The sequence below is a fragment of the Salinibacter sp. 10B genome (assembly GCF_002954405.1).
Classification (GTDB): domain Bacteria; phylum Bacteroidota; class Rhodothermia; order Rhodothermales; family Salinibacteraceae; genus Salinibacter.
This window is the reverse complement of the sequence record NZ_MQWC01000005.1, coordinates 251,694-275,315: the sequence shown is the minus strand read 5'-3', so window position 1 is coordinate 275,315 and position 23,622 is coordinate 251,694. Positions and strand designations below refer to the sequence as shown.

At 58.2% G+C, this 23,622-nt stretch carries 20 protein-coding genes; 12 read left to right on the top strand and 8 right to left on the bottom strand.

Going from position 1 to position 23,622, the window contains the following annotated elements:
* Positions 1-183 precede the first annotated feature (183 nt).
* Positions 184-948, bottom strand: a complete 765-nt coding sequence (locus BSZ35_RS19665) for a hypothetical protein (RefSeq protein ID WP_181149504.1) — start codon at positions 946-948, stop codon at positions 184-186.
* Between the two features lie 7 nt (positions 949-955).
* On the opposite strand from BSZ35_RS19665, the gene BSZ35_RS18825 reads away from it, so the two are divergent.
* Together BSZ35_RS18825 and BSZ35_RS18820 are read left to right on the top strand one after the other, a co-directional pair.
* Entirely contained in the window at positions 956-1,996 is a 1,041-nt protein-coding gene (locus tag BSZ35_RS18825; protein ID WP_181149502.1) for a ParA family protein, read from the top strand.
* A gap of 73 nt (positions 1,997-2,069) precedes the next feature.
* The gene (locus tag BSZ35_RS18820; RefSeq protein ID WP_105014143.1) at positions 2,070-2,843 is read left to right on the top strand and encodes a hypothetical protein; all 774 of its coding nucleotides are present in this window, start codon (positions 2,070-2,072) and stop codon (positions 2,841-2,843) included.
* A gap of 903 nt (positions 2,844-3,746) precedes the next feature.
* On the opposite strand, the gene BSZ35_RS18810 is transcribed toward BSZ35_RS18820, so the two are convergent.
* Positions 3,747-4,442, bottom strand: a complete 696-nt coding sequence (locus BSZ35_RS18810; RefSeq protein WP_105014141.1) for a hypothetical protein — start codon at positions 4,440-4,442, stop codon at positions 3,747-3,749.
* A 778-nt stretch (positions 4,443-5,220) separates the two neighbouring features.
* Between BSZ35_RS18810 and BSZ35_RS18805 the strand changes: the two genes are divergently transcribed.
* From BSZ35_RS18805 to BSZ35_RS18790, 4 genes are all read left to right on the top strand, one after another.
* On the top strand, positions 5,221-5,892 hold the full coding sequence (locus BSZ35_RS18805) for an AAA family ATPase (RefSeq protein ID WP_105014140.1): 672 nt from the start codon (positions 5,221-5,223) through the stop codon (positions 5,890-5,892).
* Between the two features lie 7 nt (positions 5,893-5,899).
* Positions 5,900-6,208: a hypothetical protein gene (locus tag BSZ35_RS18800; protein ID WP_105014139.1), complete on the top strand. Its 309-nt coding sequence runs from the start codon at positions 5,900-5,902 to the stop codon at positions 6,206-6,208.
* Positions 6,209-7,165: 957 nt separating this feature from the next.
* Positions 7,166-8,203 carry a replication initiation protein gene (locus BSZ35_RS18795; protein ID WP_105014138.1) on the top strand — a complete coding sequence of 346 codons (1,038 nt, stop codon included), beginning with the start codon at positions 7,166-7,168 and terminating at the stop codon, positions 8,201-8,203.
* Positions 8,204-9,179: 976 nt separating this feature from the next.
* Entirely contained in the window at positions 9,180-10,175 is a 996-nt protein-coding gene (locus BSZ35_RS18790) for a replication initiation protein (RefSeq protein ID WP_105014137.1), read from the top strand.
* A gap of 131 nt (positions 10,176-10,306) precedes the next feature.
* Here BSZ35_RS18790 and BSZ35_RS18785 read toward each other — a convergent pair whose 3' ends face one another.
* The 3 genes from BSZ35_RS18785 to BSZ35_RS18775 form a co-directional block, all read right to left on the bottom strand.
* A complete protein-coding gene (locus BSZ35_RS18785) occupies positions 10,307-10,732 on the bottom strand; it encodes a single-stranded DNA-binding protein (protein ID WP_105014136.1) in 426 nt (141 codons plus the stop codon).
* Between the two features lie 395 nt (positions 10,733-11,127).
* Positions 11,128-11,901, bottom strand: coding sequence for a DNA repair protein RadC (gene radC / locus BSZ35_RS18780; protein ID WP_258096795.1), 774 nt, complete (start codon positions 11,899-11,901; stop codon positions 11,128-11,130).
* Positions 11,902-12,372: 471 nt separating this feature from the next.
* On the bottom strand, positions 12,373-12,627 hold the full coding sequence (locus BSZ35_RS18775) for an SDR family oxidoreductase (protein ID WP_347709588.1): 255 nt from the start codon (positions 12,625-12,627) through the stop codon (positions 12,373-12,375).
* A 484-nt stretch (positions 12,628-13,111) separates the two neighbouring features.
* Here BSZ35_RS18775 and BSZ35_RS18765 point away from each other — a divergent pair, with 484 nt between their 5' ends.
* The 6 genes from BSZ35_RS18765 to dinB all read left to right on the top strand — a co-directional run bounded on the left by BSZ35_RS18765 (position 13,112) and on the right by dinB (position 20,093).
* Entirely contained in the window at positions 13,112-14,011 is a 900-nt protein-coding gene (locus BSZ35_RS18765; protein ID WP_105014134.1) for a LysR substrate-binding domain-containing protein, read from the top strand.
* A 495-nt stretch (positions 14,012-14,506) separates the two neighbouring features.
* Complete coding sequence (locus BSZ35_RS18760) at positions 14,507-15,826, top strand: metallophosphoesterase (protein ID WP_105014133.1); 1,320 nt, start codon at positions 14,507-14,509, stop codon at positions 15,824-15,826.
* A 452-nt stretch (positions 15,827-16,278) separates the two neighbouring features.
* Positions 16,279-17,703 (top strand): MFS transporter, encoded by a 1,425-nt coding sequence (locus BSZ35_RS18755; RefSeq protein WP_105014132.1) that lies wholly within the window; start codon positions 16,279-16,281, stop codon positions 17,701-17,703.
* 175 nt (positions 17,704-17,878) lie between these two features.
* Positions 17,879-18,547, top strand: a complete 669-nt coding sequence (locus tag BSZ35_RS18750; RefSeq protein WP_181149496.1) for an ArsA-related P-loop ATPase — start codon at positions 17,879-17,881, stop codon at positions 18,545-18,547.
* A gap of 169 nt (positions 18,548-18,716) precedes the next feature.
* Positions 18,717-18,821: a DUF4113 domain-containing protein gene (locus tag BSZ35_RS18745; protein ID WP_105014130.1), complete on the top strand. Its 105-nt coding sequence runs from the start codon at positions 18,717-18,719 to the stop codon at positions 18,819-18,821.
* Between the two features lie 138 nt (positions 18,822-18,959).
* Positions 18,960-20,093, top strand: coding sequence for a DNA polymerase IV (gene dinB, locus BSZ35_RS18740; protein WP_105014129.1), 1,134 nt, complete (start codon positions 18,960-18,962; stop codon positions 20,091-20,093).
* A 57-nt stretch (positions 20,094-20,150) separates the two neighbouring features.
* Here the strand turns inward: dinB and BSZ35_RS19365 are convergent, their stop codons facing one another.
* The 3 genes from BSZ35_RS19365 to BSZ35_RS18730 form a co-directional block, all read right to left on the bottom strand.
* Positions 20,151-20,465, bottom strand: coding sequence for a hypothetical protein (locus tag BSZ35_RS19365; protein ID WP_146110179.1), 315 nt, complete (start codon positions 20,463-20,465; stop codon positions 20,151-20,153).
* 150 nt (positions 20,466-20,615) lie between these two features.
* Positions 20,616-22,829 (bottom strand): molybdopterin cofactor-binding domain-containing protein, encoded by a 2,214-nt coding sequence (locus tag BSZ35_RS18735; protein ID WP_105014128.1) that lies wholly within the window; start codon positions 22,827-22,829, stop codon positions 20,616-20,618.
* 58 nt (positions 22,830-22,887) lie between these two features.
* The gene (locus BSZ35_RS18730; protein WP_105014127.1) at positions 22,888-23,355 is read right to left on the bottom strand and encodes a (2Fe-2S)-binding protein; all 468 of its coding nucleotides are present in this window, start codon (positions 23,353-23,355) and stop codon (positions 22,888-22,890) included.
* Between the last annotated feature and the right edge of the window lie 267 nt (positions 23,356-23,622).

Sequence of the window (23,622 nt, the reverse complement as noted above, 5' to 3'; positions counted from 1 at the left end):
CCTCCATTTGCTGCCTCCCTCACTCACAGCTAAAGCTACCCTCTGGTACCCATACGCACAGATCGCACATCCTGAGGCTTCTGAGAGCGCCTGGGCACCCCGAATCTCTCCATAGCTTAGGCGCCTCTCTCGCAGAGATTCCGAGACTTCCCTGATCTACGGCGAGCACTTAACAGCACGATTCTAGCATAACAGCCTCAACAACACTCCGGAAGCGCAAGGGAGGTTGCGCTGAAAATCCCCTTTTAATTTCAGCTTCGCTTGTACAGTAGGACCGTCGCTAGTGACAGTGGTGCCAGCGGCGACAGGAGCGACAACAGTGAACGCGGCGTGACCGGCGTGTGATGTGCCAACACGGCCAGTGATGCCGATAGTGTCAGTGATGTCAGCTATGACGGCAGTGCTGGTTGCGAATGTGTTGTCAACAGTGACGGATCCGACGGGGGTGCTACCGGAGCCGGTGACACCAATAATGGCACCAGTGTGACCGGTGGCAGTGATGACACCAAGGACAGTGGTTACACCTGTGTCACCTCCGGCAGCGGTGGTACTCTTTCCAGCATTGGTAGCGATGGCAAAACTGACAGTGGCGCCGACGATGACATGAGCCTCAGTGGTGCCATTGACGTCACTTGCACCAGCTGTGGCAGTTGCGCCTGAAGTGTCGAAACTCCCAGTAGTACCTGCACTGACAGTGACGGCGCCACTGACATTAACAGCATCGGTGTCGGATGAGGCAATATTGACCCCTACACCATGACTGACACGGCCTTGATGACAGGGTCGACAGAGTGCCCTTCCATTCTTTAAACAGAGCCCTCCAACCAGACCTTCGATTTTCATGACAGACTCTTTGGCCCAAGACTCCCCCTCCTCAGCCTCCACCTCAAAGGGGTCTCCTTCAGCAGCTTCACCTTCAGGAGCCGTTTCCTCATCAGCTTCGGACATTCCCTCTATGGGTGCGGCCTCCGGACGGAGTGCCCTCGACCAACCTGCCCGAAAAGGCCCAATCGTCGCCAGTACGATTAACTTCAAGGGTGGCGTTGGCAAGACGACTTCGTGCATCAACCTGGCGGCCGCGGCCTATGAGCAGGGACTCTCCATCCTCATTCTTGACCTCGACCCTCAGGGAAGTGCCTCAGAGTTTGCCGCTCTCGACCGAGAATATGAAGGGCCAACACTCTATGACTGGTTCACCACTGGAGCCTCGCTTCGGGAGGTCGCTGTGGAAATCCGAGAGGGGGAAGAATATTCTCATGTCGGAAGTCCCCTAGGAGACGCTCCTCCTGGCTCCATTTTCCTTTGCCCGGCCGATGAGCGGCTAACCAAAATTCAGAATCTCCTCTATTCGGAGAACAACCGCTCGTACCTGAACGACGCCCTCCGAAGGGAATCCTCTGGTGGCAACATGAGCGCGGAAGGTGGCACGAACTCATTTTTGAGCCGATTCGACTTCGTCTTCCTCGACGTGCCGCCTTCGGTAAGTGCTCTATCGGACAACGTCGTCTTGGCCTCCGACCTCGTGCTGCTGGTGCTCTCATGTCAGTTCATGAGCCTGAACGGTCTTCGTCGGTTCACGGATATGCTCCGCCGTGCCCACCGCTCAGGCGCCGACCCGGAGTGGTATATCCTCCCGACCTTTTACCGCCCAACCGAAATTGAAAGCAGCCTCGTTTGGTCTCGCGTTTCGGAGGTGGCCGGGATCTACCCGGAGGGCCGTCTCCTCAGTCCGATCGGTCGATTTGCCGCTTTCGGACAGGCCTTTCAAACCGGAAAGTCCATCTTTGAATTTGATTCGGCGCATCAGGGCGCGGTTCAGTTCTCGGCCGCTTTTGCCGAAATCCAGGAGGCTGCTCGACGAGTGGCTGCCCGAAGAGAAGGCACGTTCCGGCAGAAGAGGACTCTTTCATTGGGAAACAGTCTTTCAGATGGAGCCGGCACAACTCCACTCTTAGCAGACCGGGGTAGGGCCGTCTCTCCTTCTTCTAAGGAGTAGCCCCTCTTTAATCACAAAGAGTGCCCCGTTCAACTCCATCGCCCATTCCCTCTCCTTCAATCCCCTCCTGCTCATGTCCTCTTCTCGAAGCACCATCGACGAGGCCCTTTCCCCCGACGACCTTGGGGCCCTGTCCAAGATCATGTTCGGGGACGATAGCTCTTCCTCTTCCCCCGGCTCGGGCTCTGACACCGAGGCTTCTGATAGTGTGACCCCGGACAGTGACAACCCGGGTAGTGAAACGTATGCTCGAAGACGCATGACTCCGAATGAAGTGAGTTCTTTCGAAGAAGGCATCTCCGGGAAGAGCACTCCCCTACACGAACTTGACCCAAAATCAGATTCGGGACGGGGCACTCTCGATGAATCCACTTCCTTAAAAGCAGACGCGTCCTCCTCGAAACGTAATTTCAACAGCGACGCTGGAGGAACCTCTTCCAACAGTAAAAACTCCAGTACGGAAGATGATCGGCCTGCAGAGCGGCCCTCCTTTACCATTTATGCGGACCAGGCAGCCACGCTACGGGTGCTGGCCGGCTCGAAGGCAGATCCTCTTGGAGCGACTGCAAGCGAGATCGCTGGCCGTGCTCTAGACCTCCTCGGATACAACGGCCGGCACCCAGCAGCCGCCCTTCACAGGCAATTCCTGAGCGAGAGGGCTTCAGCGCCCGGCCCGTTGATCGAGGCGCGCCAGTGGAAGGACCTCCTTGAGCAGGCCGCCGAGATGGCAACTGCGTCGATGACTCGCCCCGAGGCCCACCTGACCTGCGTGTGCTTCCTCGTGCAAGAGGCGCTTTACGAGGCAGGATTCGGGGACCGGCGCCGGCGGCGGAAGGGACCTTTCTAAGGAAGCTGTTTAGCGCAGATCGTCATCTGCCGTTTCCTCTTCCCCACCCTCCTCATCTCCTTGCTGAAACGCCTATGCCCCTCAGGCAAGCACATGCTGAACAGAAGTCTCGCTCTGCGTGTCAATTTCTGACCCGTGCGCGCCATATTGGTAGGAATCGCTCTCTGTGGAGGATGGCCGCCGGAAGCATCTTTGCACTGGCCGGGCTCCTGACATTGCCGATGCTGCTCTGGGCCCTTCCCCCTTTCTCAGTCAACGTGTCCGAGAGTCTCCCCGTTGGTCTTTACTGGACACGGTCATTCCATGAACGTAGTCGCGACGTAGACAATGCGCCTTCTGCCAATCAGGGACGACAGCTGGGCGTCGAGGTCGGCATGCTCGTTTCAGCCTGCCTCCCACCACAGGTGGCTACTAGCGCTCTCGAACGGGGGTACCTCCCTGAAGGGTCATGCCCGTCGGGTGTGGCACCGGTTGGAAAAATCATAGCCGCCCTTCCCGGAGACACGGTCGATGTGACAGATTCAGGGTCGTCCGTGAATGGGTCGCCTCTCCCTGAGAGCGCGCCCCTTCTCAGCGACAGCAAGGGCCGGGCCCTGCCCCTGCTTCGAGGCCGGTTCGTGCTTCCGGCGAGGACCGCGTGGCTCTATAGCGGCCACAGCCCGCGGAGCTTCGATAGCCGATACTACGGCCCGGTGCCTCTCTCTGGGATACGTGGGCAGCTTTTCCCTCTTTTGACCCGGGGAAAGGTCCATCGCCCCTCTCTTCGGCCGATGCCTCGGAGACCTGGCGGGCCCCGCGCACAGGGTAAACCGTAAGCGGTCGGACCGCGACCGGCTGCATCGCAGCCCGCAGGCCCCGAAGCGTTCCTTCCATACGTGATTGCTATTATTCTCATCGAAACGATCATCGAAGCGATATGGAGGGGGCGTGGTAGAGCGGGAGCATTTCCGGCTCCTCGGGGCGAGACCGTGTGGCACTTAGGTCGTCCATCAGATCGATGTAGTCCTTCGCCAGGTCGTAGACGTGTCCGACGGCTACGCTCAACGTGTAGGTGCTCTCCGGCCGTATCCGAATGTCCATTAGGTAGAGTCGGGGATGGATGCTTCTCTGGAGCAGTGGGGCGATCCAAAAGGCATCTTCCTCGGGAAGCTCCCCGACCCGAAGCTTTCGGATTTCTCGCCGGCGCACCTGCTCAATGAAGAGAAAGACCCGTTCTACACCCGTCTCTTCATCGTACCGGTTCTCCGCGCCGATCCTAACGTACTTCGCTCCAAGCGTTTGCACGGTCTCGTAGAGATACTGGAGCCCTTCGTGGTGACTGCTTTCGATGAGCGGCCGGAGGATGAAGGTGAGACCTTTGCTCCCGAGCTTCATGCTCTGCTTGATGGCAAACTCTTTTTTCTCGTTCGGGTCGAAGGGCCGCTCCATTCCGAAGCGCTCCTTCCCCAGGCGATAGACGAAGCGTGCCCAGATCTTCGCCTCCCGCAGGTAGGTGTGGAATCTCCGGTGCCCTGCGCTTTTGCCGTGCGGCTTGGCCTGAGATGGTGCTGTGATGTGAGTCGATGTCCTGGACTGCGTTGTGTTTGCGAGCTGGTTCATGACTGCCTCCGGGGCTTACATGGAATGAGTGTGTGGTGGCCTGTCGGCCGCAGGCTATGCCTGGGGGAGGGGAGCCAGGTCCGGCTCGCCGGGCCCTTGGGTCCATGGCGGAGCGCCCGGAGGCGGGGCGAACCGTCGTGAAATCTACTTCCTCAGCTGCGAGGCACAGGGGCTTGAATTCCAAGGGGGATTTTACGGCGCACGTCGCCCCGTCGAGGACGAACGGCCATGGAGCTGTCTCCCCTCCCCCGTATCTTTTGGACCTGCCGACAGCTACCCGTATTCCCCCCTCCTTTCCGGCCTTGCTCTCTAGACTTCATCTTGCAGAGCCACCCTTCGATTTACAGCCGCGCGAACGGCCACCTAGATTGCCGGTAACCTTTGCTAGTGGTTTCGGACCACCCCCTGGAACGAGGCCCTAGTGCAGTGATATCATATCATGTGATATGATACGATATCACTTCGACGCCAAGCTGAACCAACTGCTGTGCGCTTTTCGGATCCCTCCGGAAATTCTTCCGATCGTCCCTTTTCTTCCTTCCTCAAGACCGGATTGCGGTCTCAAACCCTCCCTAGAGCTATAATTTCGAATTCTGACGCGAGATCGCTCCATTTTCAGGGACATGCACAGGCTCATGCTCCAATTCGCTCAGAAGTGCGCTCATCAGGTCGGGGGTTGTGAACGATTTTGAGACTGAGGACCCTTGCGTTTTTGCGCACGATATCATATGATCTCATATGATGTGATATCACTCTGCGAATCGCGCTTTCATCGACTATGGTCATACTCATTGGCGGCGAGAAGGGAGGAACGGGAAAGACGACCCTTGCAACGAATCTCGCAGCTCTTCGCTCAAACGAGGGGCGCGACGTCTTACTCGTCGATACCGACAAACAAGGCAGCGCCAGCGACTGGGCTGCCGTTCGAGAAGAAATTGAGGGCGTGCCTCGAATCCCGTCCGTTCAAGTGTTTGGCAAACAGGTAACGAGCCAGGTCCAGGACCTGGAGGCGAGGTACGACGATTTGATTGTAGACGCAGGCGGGCGGGACAGCGTCGAGCTTCGATCGGCTATGGTCGTTACCGATCGATTTTACGTGCCGCTCCAAGCGTCTCAGTTCGATGTCTGGACAATTGAACGAATGGAGGAGCTCGTCGAACAGGCTCAGGCCATAAACCCTTCACTCCAGGCCCGCGTGTTCATCAACCGCGCCTCCCCGCACCCCCAGGTTCGGGAGGCAAGCGAAGCGGAGGAGATCCTGGAAGAGTTTGAGCACCTTGTGTTCTCAGGGGTCGTTCTCCATGATCGAATTGCGTTTCGACGCGCAGCCGGCAATGGCGTAGCGGTCACAGAAACGGAATCGCCTGACCCGAAGGCCTGCAACGAAGTGCAGGCCCTCTACGATGCAATCTTTGAACAGACCGAGACGGCTCATGCGCAGGAGGCCTAATCGACAAATGACGGAAGAACAGGAGCAGGCCGCGGACGAGTTTATCAGCGGAGCCAAAGTCCCGCCTCCGAACACCTCTTCACAGTCCGATGATGGTGGAGGGTCCGCTAACAGGGCGCAGCGGCAAGAAAACGTCTATCCCTGGGAGGAGCCCCAGGTGCGAGAGGATGTCAAACAAACGTACCCTCTCCGGTTGCCCGAGCCGCTCCATTTAAAGCTAAAGTATCTCTCCGAGCGAACAGGCAGGAGCATGAATGAGCTCTGCAATCGGGCAGTCCGTGAGCTCGTGGAAGAACAGCTCGATGAGGTGCTCTGAGGGATATGCCCTTCGGGTGTAGCCCGCTTGGAAGCCCACCTCCCTGACGTGTTCACGAAGAACCCACTACAGACAGCTACTCCACTACAGTTGACTCAGGTGGACTTTGGTTGGACTCAGGTAATTATTTGCACCTGAGTTTCGGTAATGTCCCCCCACAGTCATACCTCTATTTCCATAAACGCGTGCGGACGCCTCTCAGACGACCTCTCAAGAGGAGCTACGAGAGGAGGGTCCAGGTCTCGTACCGATTCTCTCACACCTACCGATTAACGGAGTCCAGCGCATTGGTTTTCTCACACTGGTGCGATGTTCACACCATCGGCATATCCCCAAAGCGTACCCATTCTCTCACACCCGACGCAGAAAACCGCCCGATTCAGCCTGGAAAGTACCGATTCTCTCACACCTGGGACTCCTCATAGACGGAAAAAATGCCTCGTACCGGTTTTCTCACACCCCATGCTCGGCCCAGCTAGCCAGGTACCGATTTCCTCACACCCAGGTACCGATTCTCTCATGCCGGAGTACCGAATCTCTCACAGCCAGTACCAATTCTCTCACAGCCAGTACCCTTTCCCTCACACCTGAGCAGGATAAGAGATTGTCAGTCAAGCACTTACATGCCCCCTGTAATCCCTTAAACGGATTAAAAGAACTAAACGTAATAATGGCCGCTTCGCTGTGAGAAAAACGGTACCGAGGCACATACGACCCTCAGAAGTCCCAGCCTGACCCTGCACCCGGTGTGAGAAAATGGGTACACCCATAGACAGTGCACACCATCAACTCGTATCCTGTGGCACATCTTTCCTGCCAGACCGATGTGCCGACACCTTCCCCTCGAAGTGAATTCCAGTGAAGACACTCTCGGTCCGTCCCCCAGTCATTTACAGGGACATACACTCTGGCGGACGCAGAAATAGAGCGATTATTGTCCAGCACTCCAACGTTCGCATGTCTCAACGGTCATTTTTCGACGCAGAAACCAAGGTCGTCAAGAGTAACAGCCTCGTTCAGTCCAGAATCAACTTTACCAAGTTGGAGCATCGGGTCGTCGCGATGTTAATCGCTCAACTCCGCAAGGATGACGAAGAATTCGGAGAGCAGCGCGTTTATATTAAAGACCTTGCCGACCTATCCGGCCGCAGTGGAAAGTCTCTTTACGATCAGGCAGAAGAGATCTGCCAAAAGCTCCTAGATCAGAAGATACACGTTCGGACGCAGACGGAGGACGGGCGCCGGCGGTACAAGGGATACAATTGCATGTCGACCTGCGAGTACGTTGAGGGATCCGGGTACATTACGGCGAAGTTCAACGACGACATGCGTCCATTCCTGCTACAGTTGAAGCGGCGATTCACGCAGTACAACCTGCAATGCTTCATGAAGCTCTCCAGTCAACACTCAATGCGCATCTATGAGCTTCTCCAAATGCGCCAGGGTCTGAGCTATCTTCGGATCGGAATCGACGAGCTTCGAGAGATTCTCTGCTGCGAACACAGCTACGAACGGTTCGCAGACTTTAAGCGATGGGTCTTAGAAAAGGCTCGCGAGGAGTTGAAGGAGAAAACCGACATCTACTTCAATTACAGCGTCGAGCGCGATGGACAGACGCCTGTCCGCATCAACTTCGCCATCAAGCATAACCGGAACCAACAATCGAAGGAAGGGAGCCAATCGAGCAGTTCACTGCGAAGTGGTGACTCCTCTGAGGATGGTTCATCCAATCCAAAGGGGTCGGGCACCCATGGACTCGCTGAAAGCGAAGACAACGCGAGTTCGGCCCCAAACGCCTCAGGTCCTCGCATCGATGTATACGGTCTCGTATTGAACGATCTTACCCAGGACGAACTGGATCGCGTAAGCGACGATGAGATTCACGATGCCATTACCCGTGCCCGAAGCACGGTGGAAGAGGTTGCTGCGAACGACAGTCCCGGCACACAGGCGATTCAAATCTACAGGAGGGCAGTGGAAATACTGAAGAAATAGAGTTGGACTCCTTCCGGAGAGTACAAGTCGGCCGGGTAGGAGAGTGACGACTTCAGGGCGTTTGAACAACATCACCCGCTCGATCAGCGAGCCGGCCGTTTCAGCTTGTCTGATTGTGCAGCTAGTGACGCACTGATTCCAATCTCAGCCCCATCCCATGCTGGTATGAGCGTGGGATTATCCCTTGCTCAAAAGATGCAGCGTCCCTGAGAGCGGGGCTCGAAGAGTCGAGGGAGCTTCTCCACCGTTGGGTATAAGGAGAAGATCGTATTGGACGCACGACGAGCGTAAAGGGGACTGAACCCATTCGGAACGACACGAGGGAAAGTCATGCTTCCTCAAACCGCTCGTGGCTTTGCTCTCATTCCTTCGTACCGAGCAGCTTTGCTCCGTACTTGCTCTCATTCCTTCGTAGCCCGGGTCAGTGTCGACTGGAGAATGACCTGCTGCCGTGTGCTCTCATTCCTTCGTATCCCTCGCATATGACGGAAAATAGAGCGCTCCCTCACTACGGAGAGTCGTTAGAAAAGGATTACAGGCCATTATACTGACTCTCATTGCTTCGTAGCGGCCGAAAATCCAGGGCAAAGATCGCTCTCATTTCTTCGTACCCACGCTCTCATTCGTTCGCACCAAAACTCTCATTCTTTCGCACCCTACTCTCATTCTGTCGTACCTGGACTCTCAATCCTTCGCACCCAACCATCGTAAGGTACTGGAGTGCAATGGATTAGCCCTCCCGTTCAATAAACAATATTCTCAATACTAAATAATTTACCAATAGGGGGACCGATACGAAAGAATGAGAGGAAAACCGCCGAGCCCCCTCTGTGAGGCAGAAGCCAACTTCTCAAGGGGTACGAAAGAATGAGAGCCAGGCGTCGATTCTCAGGCTCGAGACCCTTATTATAGCGAACGCTCACAGCAGAACCCCCCTCTCTCACGACTCGCTCTCATCCCTTCGTACCCGTACGGTATGTCTGAGTCACAGCTGAAGCTGTTCAATGGCGACGAGATGGTCGTGAAGGCCAACGACCTGGTTCGCGCAAAGGCCAACTGGACTCGTTTAGAGCACCGCGTCGTGGGAATGATGATTTCCCAACTCGACAAAGAGGACGAAGCCTTTACCCCTCAGAGAATTTACATCAAGGACTTAATGGAGTTATCGGGCACCAATTACGGTGCCCTCTATGAGCGAGCCGAAGCAATCTGTTCTAAGCTCCTGAAGCAGGAGGTCTACATCCGGGACGAAGTTGATGGCAAACGTCGATACCGGGGATATAGCCCGATCGTGATGTGTGAGTACGTAGAAGGTGATGGATGCATCGTCGCACAATTCAACGAGGCGATGAAGCCCTTCCTTCTTCAACTAAAAAAGAGGTTCACGATGTATCGGCTGCAGAATTTCATGCAGCTGACCTCGCAGCACTCAATGAGGATGTACGAGCTTCTAAAGATGAGGTCGGACCTCCGACACCTGCGCATCACGGTTGACGAACTGCGAGCAATCCTATCTTGCGAACACAGCTACTCTCGTTTCTCCGACTTCAAGCGCAAGGTAATCGACAAGACACAGGAGGAGATTGCTGAGAAGACAGATATCATCTTCAAATACCAGGTCGAACGCAAGGGACAAACCCCAACCCATGTTCGATTCATTATCGAAGATGAGAACGAAGACCAGCCCCGCGTGCCAAAAACACAGAACACCTCAACAGGGGATGAGGGCACTTCAGATGAAACCCAAAACGGGTCAAGCAAAAACAAAAGGGAGCTTGAAGCCCCCAAAATCGACATTTATGCATTGGTCTTGAACGAGCTCACACAAGAGGAGATCAACAAACACTCCGAAGAAGAGATACGAAGTCTCATCGAGCAAAAATATGAAGAAGCCAAAGACCTAGAGAAATCAGAAGTAAACCGCGCAACCCTCGTTCAATCCAGAACGCTCTCGGAGATCAGAGACGAGTGAACCGCGGAAAACCATTCAACCATATTCACGGGGAGAGCCGTCCTCCCGTCTCGACAGAGAACTCGACGCCGGGAGCCCTCCGGCCCCCGACGCGAATTCTGTCAGACAATGGAATTCTTGCGGACGACACCTCAGAACGGCATCTCTTCTTTGTTAGGGGATGGGGGAGTGCCGTTGGTTCCTGCACGGCGTTGGGGCTGCTCAGTCGAGCGGCGGTTTTGTCCTGCTGGCCGGCCTAAGAGAACCATCTTCCAGGCCTTGACCTGCGTGGTCTGGCGCTTGTTGCCGTCACGGTCTTCCCAGCTTCGGGTCTGCAGGGAGCCTTCGAAGTAAACCTGAGAGCCGGTCTTCAAGTATTCGGAGCAGATCTCCGCAAGACGGCCCCAGGCCACGACCGTGTGCCACTCGGTCTGATCAACGGGCTTCCCGTCTTTGTTGGTGTAGGACTCGTTGGTAGCCAGGCGCATGTTGCACACCGCAGACCCCGAACCGGGGTAGCGAAGCGTTGGGTCCTGTCCCAGGTTGCCGATAAGGATGACTTTGTTTACGGACGTCATAACAAATACCTCCGAAATAGGATGTCTGAGGGTTGAATGGATAAAGGGTTTTCGAGGGGAGGCACGTAGCGCTTCTGCCAACCGGTCTCACTGAGGAGAGGCCGGGTGGCAGAAGAGAGCAGCGCCTTCACCTAACCCTCCGTCTATTCAATCAAAGGGGAGGCCCTGGGAGGCGAGACCCAATCTCAGGGTACCTGTTCTCAGGGAGCGCATCGATACTGAACCACGAGGTGGGAGTCCACTCATGGTGTACTCTCCAGTCTCTGAGGGGCTGCCCCGCGACCCATCCGCGGGGCGTCCGTTCGAGACTTTCTGCTCAGGAACGTACATGCGTTGAGCTCCGTGGGCGCTTACGTCAAATCGCGAGTGCTCGATGGAGAAGCTCTCAGTGGCCTTCAAGAGAAAACGCCTCGCTCGGCAAGGCTCGTGTGACTGGTCCCCGCGATGATGAGGTGGTCGTGCAAAGGAATGCCCATCACCTCCCCGGCGCTGGCAATTTGGCGAGTGATTTTGACGTCTGCCCGGCTGGGTTCAGGATTGCCCGAAGGGTGGTTGTGAAGGGCGATGATCGCGGCAGCGTTGCGGCCGATCGCAGACCGGAAGATGGCCCTCGGCTCGACGATGGCAGCGCTGAGCCCTCCTTCACTAACGGTCTCATCTCCAATGATAACGTTAGCGGTGTTCAAAAAGACGATCTTAAAGATCTCCGACTTGAGGTCCCGCATAAGCGGTCCGTAGACTCCGGCCACGTCCTCTGGATTACACACTTGCACTCGCGATCCCGCCCGCCCAGAGTCGATGCGGCGGCCCAGTTCGATGGCAGCCGTGAGACGAGCGGCGGTCTGCTTGCCGATACCGGGGATCCTAGTAAGTTCTAAAACGGGCCGATCGGAAATGCCGGCCGGTGTCTCAAAGCGGCGGAGAAGCTCGCGACCGATGTCAACAGAGGTGACGATCTCTTTGCTCAGGCGGGTGCCCCGACCAATGAGAACGCTCAGAACCTCCGCGTCGGAAAGGGCCGACGGGCCTACGCTGAGGAGCTTTTGCCAGGGGCGCTCCCCGTCGGGCCACTGGCTGACCTGCGTCCGTGCGAAGGAGGCAGTCGAACGAGGGGCCCCTGAGTCAGAAGGATCATCCGATTCTGAGAAGGAGGAAGGCAGTTGGTCCAAAGTGTTCTCTGAATTCTCCGGAGGGAGAGCCGCGCAAGAAGAGAGAGGAAAAAGGTTGAGTTGGGAAAAAGAAGTCGTTGAAGTCGACATAGACTTGAGGGATTGATGAGAGCGTGTTCAGCACAGCCACGCGCTCTCATCAGTCTCGCACGCCGCATTCGTGGGCACGAATACGAAGGCATCCGGCTGATGGATAGGACCTGCAAGCCTGAAAGGAATGGAGGGCACTCAGGGGAAATACCCCTGAGAAGAGACGGTGATTGACTTCCGACCTCGAAGTCACCTTTGCGCACAAAAGACCTTCACTGCGCAAGCGGTCATGCGTCGGAGGGGGGCAGTAACCGATGGTAAAAAGAAATAAACCACCCTCGGTTGGAAGTCGAGGGTGGTTTGGTATTACGAGGGAGACAGCCCTCTGTCTGGAAGCAGTTGGAGGTCAAGGACCGTGCTCCTTCTCACAAATGAATCGTTCTACTGGGCAAGGTAGCCACCGTCCACGGGATAGTATGCTCCGTTCGTAAAGGAGGCGGCGTCCGATGAGAGAAAAGCCACGAGTTCGGCTACTTCTTCAGCCTCTCCGAGGCGGCCGATCGGGTGCAATGCGACGAGTCCATCTCGAACCTCCTCGTCCAGGTTCTCAAGCAGGGGCGTCGAGATGAACGCTGGGCCGACGGCGTTGACGCGCATGTTCTGGTCGGTGTACTCCAGCGCCGCGGTCTTCGTCAATCCTGCGAGGCCGTGTTTGGCAGCGACGTAGGCCGAGGAATCTGATACTACATGCTGTAGAAACCGCCCGATTAATTGATCGACGTGACCTGCTGCAAGTCCTCAACGTCGTAGTCCGCGATGGGATTGTCTGCACCGTCGTAGCGCCGCCCTCCCCATCAATATCCAAGACAACGACGGCGGCCCCCGTTTGTCGTAGAGGTTGGCGGTGGCACGGCCAATGCTGGAGCCTGCACCAGTTACGATGGCGACTTTGTCCTTAAGGGAATCCATAATTGGTTCCTCCTGATTGGTTATAGGCCAGGAGACGTAAGAGCTCTCTACATATTTCTTCTTATAAATCTCGAAGCTGTCGAAATCGGAAAGATGGTGGCATAATACCTTTCCTGCTGCCGTCCAAAGAGGTATAAGCGGGAACGGGTGATTGGGGTCATGGATTTATACACTAAATATAATAGCCAATCGCTATCAGATCGGTGGTTGAATGGAGCTTCGTCACCTACGCTACTTCGCTGCGCTAGCTGAGGAATTGCACTTCGGCCGGGCCGCCGAGAAGTCGTTTGTCGCGCAGCCGACCCTGAGCCAGCAGATCAAGAAGTTCGAAGACGAACTTGGCGTTCAACTCTTTGAGCGGACCAAACGAAACGTCGAGCTCACTCAAGCCGGCGAAGCCTTGCTTCCGTATGCAAAGCGCATTTTAAAGGATGCAAGTCGCGCGGAGAAGGCTGCACACGCCGCCCAGGAGGGGGAGGCCGGATATCTGCGGATTGGGTTCACCGGTGCCGTCATGCGCAGTGGGCTCTCGCGCGTGATCAAAACCTTTCGAGAAGAAACGCCCAGCGTGGAGTTGGAACTGGAGGAGTTGGGAAGCCGGTCGCAGGCTGAAGCGTTGCGGAAGGAGACATTGGACATTGGATTTGCACTTCTCCCCATTGATGAGCGCGGGCTACTCACCTTAGAAGTTGATACGGCCCCAACCGTTGCCGTGCTGCCGGAGAGTCATCGGCTGGCCGGCCGAGACCGGGTGCCCCTTCGAGAGCTGGAAGGGGAGCCCCACATCATGTGGGAGCGCAACGTAGCTCCTGGGGTCTATGACAACTACCTTCGGGCGTGCCATAACGCGGGATTTGCACCGGAAGTCGTGCAAGAAATTCGGCACATGGAGAGTCTTTTGGGGCTCGTTGCGGCCGGTCTTGGCGTCTCCACTGCTCACTCAGCACGCGCGGAAGGCGGGTATCCAGGGGTTACCTATGCACTTATCACGGAGCCACGCCTTCCCATCAGAATGGGCGTTGTGTGGCCCCAAGGAGACCCGTTGCCGGTTGTCGAGCGGTTTCTGGAAGTGGTCCGGCGCCTTTCTCAATCGTCTGATACAGGAGGGTAGACCCCATCCCTAGGTAATCTCTGCGACGGAGTAGATCCTGTTCTCTGAACGAACAGTCTGCAAAGTCTCTCCGACGGCCAAACGGGGCGTACCATTGGACGGGAAAAGGTTCAATATTGATGACCCCGTCTATGAGCAGGCCAGTGAGAAAAGGGGGACGCCTCGTCGGCAGCAACGGCGCGAAGAAGCTCCTCTTTCCGGTCGGGGAAATAGTTGTAGAGCGTGCCCTTTCCAACTCTGCGTGTCGCGATCACATCGAGATCGAGGGTTGGAATCGGAGCGCGGTTCAGCTACTATTTGAAAACGTCCGTTTTGTGCCGGGCCATTCGCAGGAGAGCTACTGCTGAACTGGGGAGCAAATTCAACGCGCCGCGGCACGTCGCGACGAGGTACGACAACGATGGGGGGCTACTGCAAGAAGGGGGGCACTCGAACTCAATTGCATACGAGCATTCGTCACAGTACCCTCTGATAGGTCAGGCATCACCCGGCACAATGTCGACGGACTACCACTTCATCAGCGACATGCACATCGGGGGGGATGGGCAACTGCGCGACTGCGACTTTATGGACGAGCTGATCGCGTTCCTAAAGGAGTTGGAGGAGCAGGGCGGCGACGCCGAGCTGATTATCAACGGCGATGCGTTTGGGCTGTGGGAGTTCACCGGCGTTCCGGGGACGAACAAGCTAGAGGCGCTTATCGAGCAACAGCCGCAGCTTTTCGAGCAACTCAAGGCAACCGGTGCTCAGATTCCGATCACGCTTATCCCGGGAAATCACGATTATGAATTGGCCTGCTACCCGGACTTTGAAAAGCGTCTGGCGGAGTTCAACGTCGACCTCGTTCCCGAGATTGCCATCACGCGGACGGTTGCTGGGGAGACGGTATGGATCGAGCACGGCATGCAGCATGACGAGAACAACCGAATGCCGGACTTCGGCAATCCACATGCGCAACCGGTCGGGTACCACATCACAACCCGGACCGTGGGCACGGCCGGTCGGTTCTCCGACTTCGGAACTGGCAACTGGTTGAAGGATCTTCAGTCCGTGACGCCACTGACGGACATTCCGACCTGGATGGCGTCGAACTATTTTTATCGGGAGATGTCCCCGCTCTTGCGGTACGTCCTCTTGCCGTTTCTGCTGCTCTTCAGCGCCAGCGTAGTGGTTTCCGGCGCCGGCCTGCTTAAAGCAACCGGTCTCGTCAGCTTCAACGTCATCACCGAGACAGTACTGTTTCAGTCACTGGGCATGGTCGGCAGCGCGCTAAACGTGATCTTCGCGGTGAACGCCGTTGTACTTGTCATTCTACTGCTCTTGTCCGTCCCACTGTTTTTCCTGGTGAGGGATGTCCGGGCAACGTTGAAGCAGTACAACCTGCTGGAGCATGACGAGACGGGCGACCTGGTACAAGAGGGCGAAGAATTATACGTCGAGGCAGCCCAGGACGTCTTTGAGAAGCATCCGGAGGTGAGCGTGTTTGTCTTCGGACACACCCACAGCGTGTTTTTGAAAACGCTTGATGACGGGCGAGTGGTACTGAACACCGGCACGTGGCTGAAACTGCTCCACAAAATTCCCGTGCTGCTCGGATACCTGCCCCCTGTCTATTGCCCATCCTATCAGATCAGTACCTTCCGGATTACGGAGGAGGAGGGCAACCTCGTCATCTACTACCGGCAGATTCCCAAGACTGCCCCCGAGGAGTTGACCTGGTTGCAACGGGTGGTGACTACATTTCGGCAGGTGCCGGAGCCTACCTTCGTGCCCCGGCGGACTGTCGTTCGCCCTTCCGTTTCCGAACCCCGATGAGAGGGCACCCGGCTCCTTGATGGCGTCCTCATTCACCACAAGAGGGAACGCGAGAAGGCCTATATTACGATTCCAATCTGGTCCAAGCAGGGCGATTGCATCTTGCTTCTGACTTCTCGCTTCTGTTTTCCGTAGGCCAGTTGATCCTACGCTCATGCCCCCCGCGCCCAATCGACCTCTCTCCCATTCGCCCTCTCTAGGCAAAATAGGAGAATATAGGCAAACAAGCCGCCGTTCCTCTGCTCTGTGCTACGACATCCGATTGACCTGCCACCCCCAGTATGTCGGCGGTAATAGGTCATGGCTATGTCTTTGACTACATAAATCCATGAATCCGTTTTTCGGACAGGACTTTTAATGTAGGCGAACCGTACTCGGAGCGGCTGCCGGTTGGAACCGGCCCGCTCAGAGCCCCGGTTTCCTTATAGTCTTCTGTTTCAAACCAGCCCTCAATGCTTCTATCCGGCGTTGATCGCCGCGTTGCTGCCCTGGGACTTGCCCGGATGGCCGATGCGGTCGCCAACTCGTTTCTCATTATTGTGCTGCCACTCTACATTGCCAGCGACGGAGTTGGAGGATGGGGGTTTGGTCTCTCGGAAGCAGCGATCACGGGACTGGTGCTCGGGGCGTTTGGTCTCGTCAACAGTGTGGTGCAGCCCTTTGCCGGGCGACTCTCCGACCGAATGGGGCAGCGCAAGGTGTTCATCCTGCTGGGGCTGGTCGTTCTCGGTGTGGTAACGCTTGCGTATACATTTGCGACCAGCTACACGGCCCTTCTGGGGGTGCGGGTCCTGCAGGCCGGTGGAGCGGCGTTCACCATCGTCGGCAGCGTGGCGCTGGTGAGTGAGTTGAGCCCGGCCGGCGGACGGGGGCGCAACATGGGAGTGTACAACTCTTTTCGGCTCTTCGGCTTTGGGGCAGGGCCGCTCGCGGCGGGCTTCGTCGTGGAGCACGGCCCGTACACCATTAGCGGAGCTACGCTGAGCGGTTTTGAGATGGCCTTCTACGGCTCAGCGGCGGCGGCCTTTCTGAGCGTCGCACTCGTAGGGTGGCTCGTGAGCGACCCCGACGACCTCCAGCCGAGGAGTAGTGAGGGAGGCCTTCGCGTCTTCTCCGGGGAGCAGGATCGGCTCTTCGATCCAATCTTTGCGCTGGGGCTGGCCTCCTTGTTCATGGCGTCATGCATCACGCTTCTGTCTCCGATCGAGCCGGTCGTAAACGAACGCCTCGGGCAGGGGCCTGTGCTCTTCGCAGTGGAATTCGCTGCCTTCATCGGGACGCAGGTCGTATTCCAGCCGACGATGGGACGCCTCTCCGACGAGTATGGGCACCGACGCTTTGTCGTATGGGGACTCCTCGGGCTTATCCCCGTCACGCTCGTGCAGGGGCTCGTGACGGCGCCGTGGCAGATGATCGCCGTGCGGCTCGCGCAGGGCGGCGTAGCAGCGATGGTCTTCGCCCCAGCGCTTGCGCTGGCAGGCGAGCTGGCAGAGGAGGGGCAGAGCGGCGCACAGCTTTCGGTGTTGACGGTCTCGTTCGGCCTGGGCATCGCGGCGGGGCAGGTGATCAGCGGCTTTCTCATCCGCTTCGGCTTTCTGGCGCCTTTTGCCTCCGGAGCGGTCCTGGCCGCAATGGGCCTTGTGCTCGTGTGGACGCAGGTTCCCGGAGGGGCATCCAATGAAGAAGAAGCGACGGATGAGAAAATCGACCTCTCCAATGGCATACCTGAATCGCCGTCCCGCTCTACGCCCGATCCGGTTGGGGAGCGCTCCAGAAATGGCTGCAGCCATGGAGCGTCGCGCCGAGGAAGCAATGGGCAGCATGCCGGACGTGCTGAGGAAACTTCCCAGCGACACGGTGCCGTTGAAAGGCCATAACCTTCTGGGGCTCGATTCGCTTCGCGCGCTGTTGAGCGACGAACGGCACGGGGCAGGCGCCGGATATTGACCTGCCGAACGTCCATGACCTGGTCGACGGCTTTGCGGACGACGGGCAGGGGCTCGTCATGGTAATGGGGAAGGGGGCATCGGCAAGACGACCATTGCCGCGTCCGTGGCCGTCGATCTGGCGCGGCGGGGCGAGGAGGTGCTGCTCACGACCACCGACCCGGCCGCCCATATCTCCGACGCGGTCGGGAATGACGCGCTTCCCAATCTGGAGGTCAGTGCCATCGATCCCGAGGAGGCCACGCGCCGGTACCGCGATAGCGTCCTCAAGACGAAGGGCAAAGACCTTGATCCAGAGGTGCGGGAGCTCTTGGAGGAAGACCTGCGCTCGCCCTGCACGAAGGAGGTAGCGGTCTTCCGCGCATTTGCCCGCGAGATTAGCACGGCCCGGCGCCAGTTCGTGGTGATGGACACCGCACCGACGGGCCACACGCTCCTTCTTCTCGACACGACCGGCTCCTACCACCGCGAGGTGATGCGCACGAGTGAGGTCGAGGCGGGCCGCATCACCAAGCCCCTCATGCGCCTGCAGGATCCCGACCACACGAAGATGCTGTTGGTGACGCTGCCGGAGACGACGCCGATCCTCGAAGCGAAGCAGATGCAGGACGACCTGGAGCGCGTCCACGCCGAGGGGCCGCAGGTCGAGCCCGTGCAGGAGGAGTACGCCGAGCGCACGGCCCTCGCGCCCTGGATGCCCGAGGAGCCGGTGGGACCCGAGTGCCTGCAGGCCCTGGCTCGCGGCGCTACCGAGCCGATACAGGTCGGCGCGTAACTCTCCGCCTCCCGAATTCCGACGCACCAGCGAAAGGAACCTGGAAATAGTCTCCGGCCCGGGACCTGCTCCCGTGAGCCCGATTAAGAGATCAGTCCCTGCCTTTCCCTCATTGTATCAAAATCCGAACAGCATCTGAGGCCACCGGTGAAAACAATCCGAGAACCTCATGGCAGTCGTCGACCAGGTCAATGCCAAGCACGGAAAGGGCACCATTCAGGTCGCAGCCAGCAGCGTGCCGGAAGAAGGAGAATGGACCATGAAATGCAGGTAGAAGTCTCCTCGATACACCCCGCGGGGGGACGAGTTGCCGGTTGCCAAGGCGGAAGAGGCTCAATGAAGACTCCCGCCTGTATCATGGGACTGCCCTTGCATGCCGGCAGTTTGCCGTCCTAATTGAAAGTCCATCCGAATGGAAAGGCAGGCAGGCTACAATACGGAACAGGATGGAGAAGACAGCCATCGGCGCATCGTTCACGTAGACATGGACGCGTTCTATGCGGCCATAGAGCAACGGGACTTCCCAGAGAAGTACGCAGGCGAGCCGATTGCGGTTGGAGGAACGCCTCCCCGCGGCGTCGTCCAGACCGCCAGCTACGAGGCACGGCCGTACGGGGTGCGTTCGGCCCAGGCGGCCGTAGAGGCAGACCGAAAGTGCCCAGATCTTATCTTCGTTTCTCCGCGAATGGACGTCTACAAGGAGGAGTCCCAGTCCATCAGGAAGATCCTCTACAGCTACACCGATCTTGTCGAACCGCTCTCTTTAGATGAGGCCTACCTCGACGTCACTGAGCCGAAGAAAGGACCCCGCTCGGGCACGCTGATTGCCCGGCGCATTCGAAGGGAGATCTTCGAGAAGACCGGCCTTACGGCGTCCGCTGGCGTCGGTCCCAGCAAGTTCGTCGCTAAGGTCGCCTCTGACCGAGACAAGCCCGACGGGCTCACGGTGGTGACCCCGGAAGAGCAGATGGCCTTCATTGCGGAGCTCCCAATTGAGGATTTCCATGGCATCGGGCCCGTCACAGCCGAGAAAATGAAAGAGATGGGCATCCAGGCGGGAAAAGATCTGCAAAAGCGGCCTGAGCGAGAGCTCAGAAAACGCTTCGGGAAGCGGGGCACTCACTTCAAAAAGCTGGCGATGGGGGAAGACGACCGGCCCGTAAAGCCCAACCGCGAGCGAAAGTCCGTCGGAGCCGAGCGCACGTTTAGAGAAGATATTTCCGACCCTGAGGAAATGGTTCGCAGACTGGAGACAATCGCAGAGAAGGTCGAGAGGCGCTTGCAGGGGGCCGGACCGGAGGGAGGACCTGCTCGTGGCCGCACCGTCACCTTGAAACTAAAGTCCCACGAGCACCAGATCAGCACCCGGCAAACCACGCTCGAGCGGGCAGTATCAGAAAAGAAGGAGCTCTTCGCCCTCGCCGAGCGGCTTCTCCACAGGCCGCGCCCACCAGCTGAGCCTGTTCGGCTCTTGGGCCTCAGTGTCTCGTCACTCACCAGCTCCACGTCCCGCGCAGGCGAACAGTTGGAGTTGGAGTTTCCTTGAGGTCAATCTGACGTCTCAGCGGGCAAGAGCCGAGAAGGAACCGCCGTGGTCGGGATGTCACCAGCCCGTCACGAGGCCATGATACCAAATCCGGCTGCTTCGTTCAGGGGTTCGGCTCGTGATCGGCCCCTCCAGGCCACCAACCCTCCAGGCCACCAGTGGTAGAGCGTCATCGATCGGATGAAGCGCCGGGCCGTAGGACGGAAGCCACAGTGGTATAATGGACAGGGCCTGCATTGCCTTGCGCACCTGATCGGATAGGTGATACCCCGCCTGAACCAGCACCAGAAGCACTGAGCCTTTTCTGCAAGCAGCAAACGCCGGAAGAATCGCTTCGAGCGTGAGGCTGGCGCCGTGGTCTGGGGAGGGCAAGCGCCGCAGGTAGTCCCAGCCGCGCTGGTTACAGACGTGATCGCGGCCGGGGACCGATTCGATCCAGCGACCTTTGGGCCGTTTCTGGGCTGTTGCGTCTTCGCTGGAAAGATGTCTCAGTAGATGGGCCGAGGGGTAGGGCCGGTCGGGTCACCCAGTCGCCGCGAGTTCGTCCTCTTTCAGGCCGTCGATGAACGGCTGCTCGTACAGACGCTCCCCAGTTGATTGGTAGAGGGCGTTGGCCAGCGCGGCGGAGATGGGAGGCAGCCCAGGTTCGCCGAGGCCGGTCGGATCGATGCCGTTATCTACGAAGTGCGTTTCGATCGACTTCGGTGCCTCAGGCATCCGAATCATCCGGTAGTCGTCGAAATTGTTTTGGTCGGGCTCCCCGTCCGTGAGCGTCAATTTGCTGTACAGGGCGTGGCCGATGCCGTCGATGACACTGCCCTCCACCTGATTGCGCGCCGCATCCGGGTTTACAACAATGCCGCAGTCCACCCCGCACCAAACCTTGTCGATTCGGGGCGTGTCGCCGTCGAGCGTCAGCTCCACGACCTGTGCGACATACGAGTTGTGCGAATAGTAGGCCGACACGCCGCGACTCACGTCCGACGGGGTCTCGTCCCAGTTCGATTTCTCGCGCACCAGCTCCAGCACCCCCGCATAGCGTTCAGCCTCGTAGTCGTGCTCGTCCCCGACTGGGTCGTTGATGGCTCGGTCGAACAGTTCCAGTCGGAAGTCGATCGGGTCCTTGCCGGCAATCTCGGCAACCTCGTCCAAGAAGGACTGTTCGGCCCCCGCGATGAAGTTGGACCGGGGGGCACGCCAGGCGCCCGTCGTGACGTTGGAGTCCAGCACAAGATCCTCGGCCAGGTAATTTTCCACGGCACCCGCCGGGTAGCGGTCGGCAAAAACGGGACTCTCGTTCACGCCAGCCCCGCGGACGTGGAACCCGATCAGGTTGTCGTCGGCATCCAGCGCCGCGCGGTATTTCACCCGGTAGGCCGGGCGATACGTCCCCTGCGTCATGTCGTCTTCACGGGTATAGACGAGCTTCACCGGCGCATCCGCCTTCTGCGAGATGGCCGCGGCCTCGGCTCCGAAGTTGCCGTAGAGCCGACGGCCGAAGCCGCCGCCCATTCGCGTCATCTGGATGTGCACCTTGTCTTCGGGTAGGTCAAGAAGGCCTGCCACCGACGGACGCAGATACTCGGGCGTCTGGATCGGACCAAGCAGCTCCGCGCGGTCGCCGGTCGCGTCCGCGAAGAAGTTCATCGGCGCCATCGTATTGTGCGCGAGGAATGGCGCGCTGTAGGTGCGCTCAATGACACGCTCGGCCCGTTCGAACGCCGCCTCTGGATTGCCGTCTCGGCGCGACGGTTCTACTTGTCCCTCGTTCAAGAGCCGCTCCAGCTCCCGCGTGTGATCCGCGGTGCTTTCGGGTGGGGAGTCCTGTTCCCATTCGACGTTCACTGCCTCCTTCGCCTGCATGACCTCCCACGTCGACCGTCCGGTCACGACGACCAGCTCGGGGAAGGCATTGACATCCGACCACTGACGACTGTCTTCGGGCGGAGCCGCGTCGATCGTAAACACGTCCTCGACGCCGGGCATCCCCTTTGCTTCGCTGGCATCCACCGAGCTGATGGTCATGCCAAAGGCGGGCGGATGCTTGATCATCGCGATCTGCATGCCTTCCCGCTCCGTATCCATCCCAAAGAGCGGCTGGCCCGTCACGATCTCGCGGGCGTCGACGTTCTTTCGGGACGTGCCGATGATGTCGAAGTCGTCCGGGTTTTTGAGCTCCACGTCCTCGGGCACCGGCATTTTTGCTGCCTCGGAGGCAACGTCCCCGTATCCGACTTCTTGCCCGTTCGCCTCGTGGCGAATAGTGCCGTCCTCGGTCGTCAGCTCAGAGGCGGACACGTTCCAGCGCTGTGCCGCTGCGTCCTTCAGCATTTGGCGGGCCGCGGCGCCGGCCGTGCGGAGCCCTTCCCACCCCTGACGGATCGACTGACTGCCGCCGGCAAGCTGACGGGTGTACTTATCAGTGTCGAGTCCCGCCTGCTCGACCACCACGTCGCGCCAGTCTACGTCCAGCTCGTCGGCGACGATCATCGGCATTGACGTCTTCACGTTCTGCCCGATCTCGGGGTTGGGCGACATGATCGTCACCAGCCCGTTATTCCCGATTTTCAGGAAAGCGTTGATGTCGAACCACGAGTCCGGCGGGCCCTTCATGGGGGCCGGGCCGGAGGGTTGGCACCCGGCAAACCAATTGAAACCAATCATCAGGCCGCCGCCCGCCAGGGCCGATGCTTTCAAAAACGATCGTCGATCCATATTCGTGCTGTCCGTGCTCATGGGGGTCCCTCGGTCAAATGAGTAAGACGCGTGGAGGCAACATCAAGGGTAGGGTTCGCTAGGCCTTTTCGGCAGCAGTCTGGATGGCTTCGCGGATGCGCACGTAAGTCCCGCACCGGCAGATGTTGCCCGACATGGCCTCTTCGATCTCGTCCTCCGTGGGGTTTGGGTTCGTCGCGAGAAGTGCCGAGGCGCTCATGATCTGCCCGGCCTGGCAGTAGCCACACTGCGGCACGTCGTGCTCCAGCCACGCTTCCTGTACTGGGTGTAGGTCATCTTCGTTGTCGTCGGCCAGGCCTTCGATGGTGGTGATTGGCATGTCGCCCACGGCCGACACGGGCAGTGTGCAGGACCGAACCGCCTCGCCGTCTAGGTGAATGGTGCAGGCCCCACACTGGGCGATACCACATCCGAACTTGGTGCCGACCAAGCCCAGATGCTCCCGTAGCACCCACAGGACGGGGGTCTTCGGATCGACGTCAACCTTATGCTGCTCACCGTTGACGGAAAGGGTAAACGTAGCCATGGCGGAAACCGGAGCCGTTGAAGGAGGAACGACGTTCGTGGCGTCTTTATAAAACGCTAGACATTTTATGATAGTCCACAAAGGGAGACAAGTCAATCCAGCCGGGCAAAAACCAGAGTATTGTGTAATTGATGCATAATAAAGCTCCCAATCCTTCTTTCCCCCGGTATGGGAGGATTATGCAATAATCTCGGAATACTGTTGTATTGCTCCTCTCAACCTCCGTGCTTAAATAATCCGGCTTCTTACGCTGTCAGTGCTCATGCT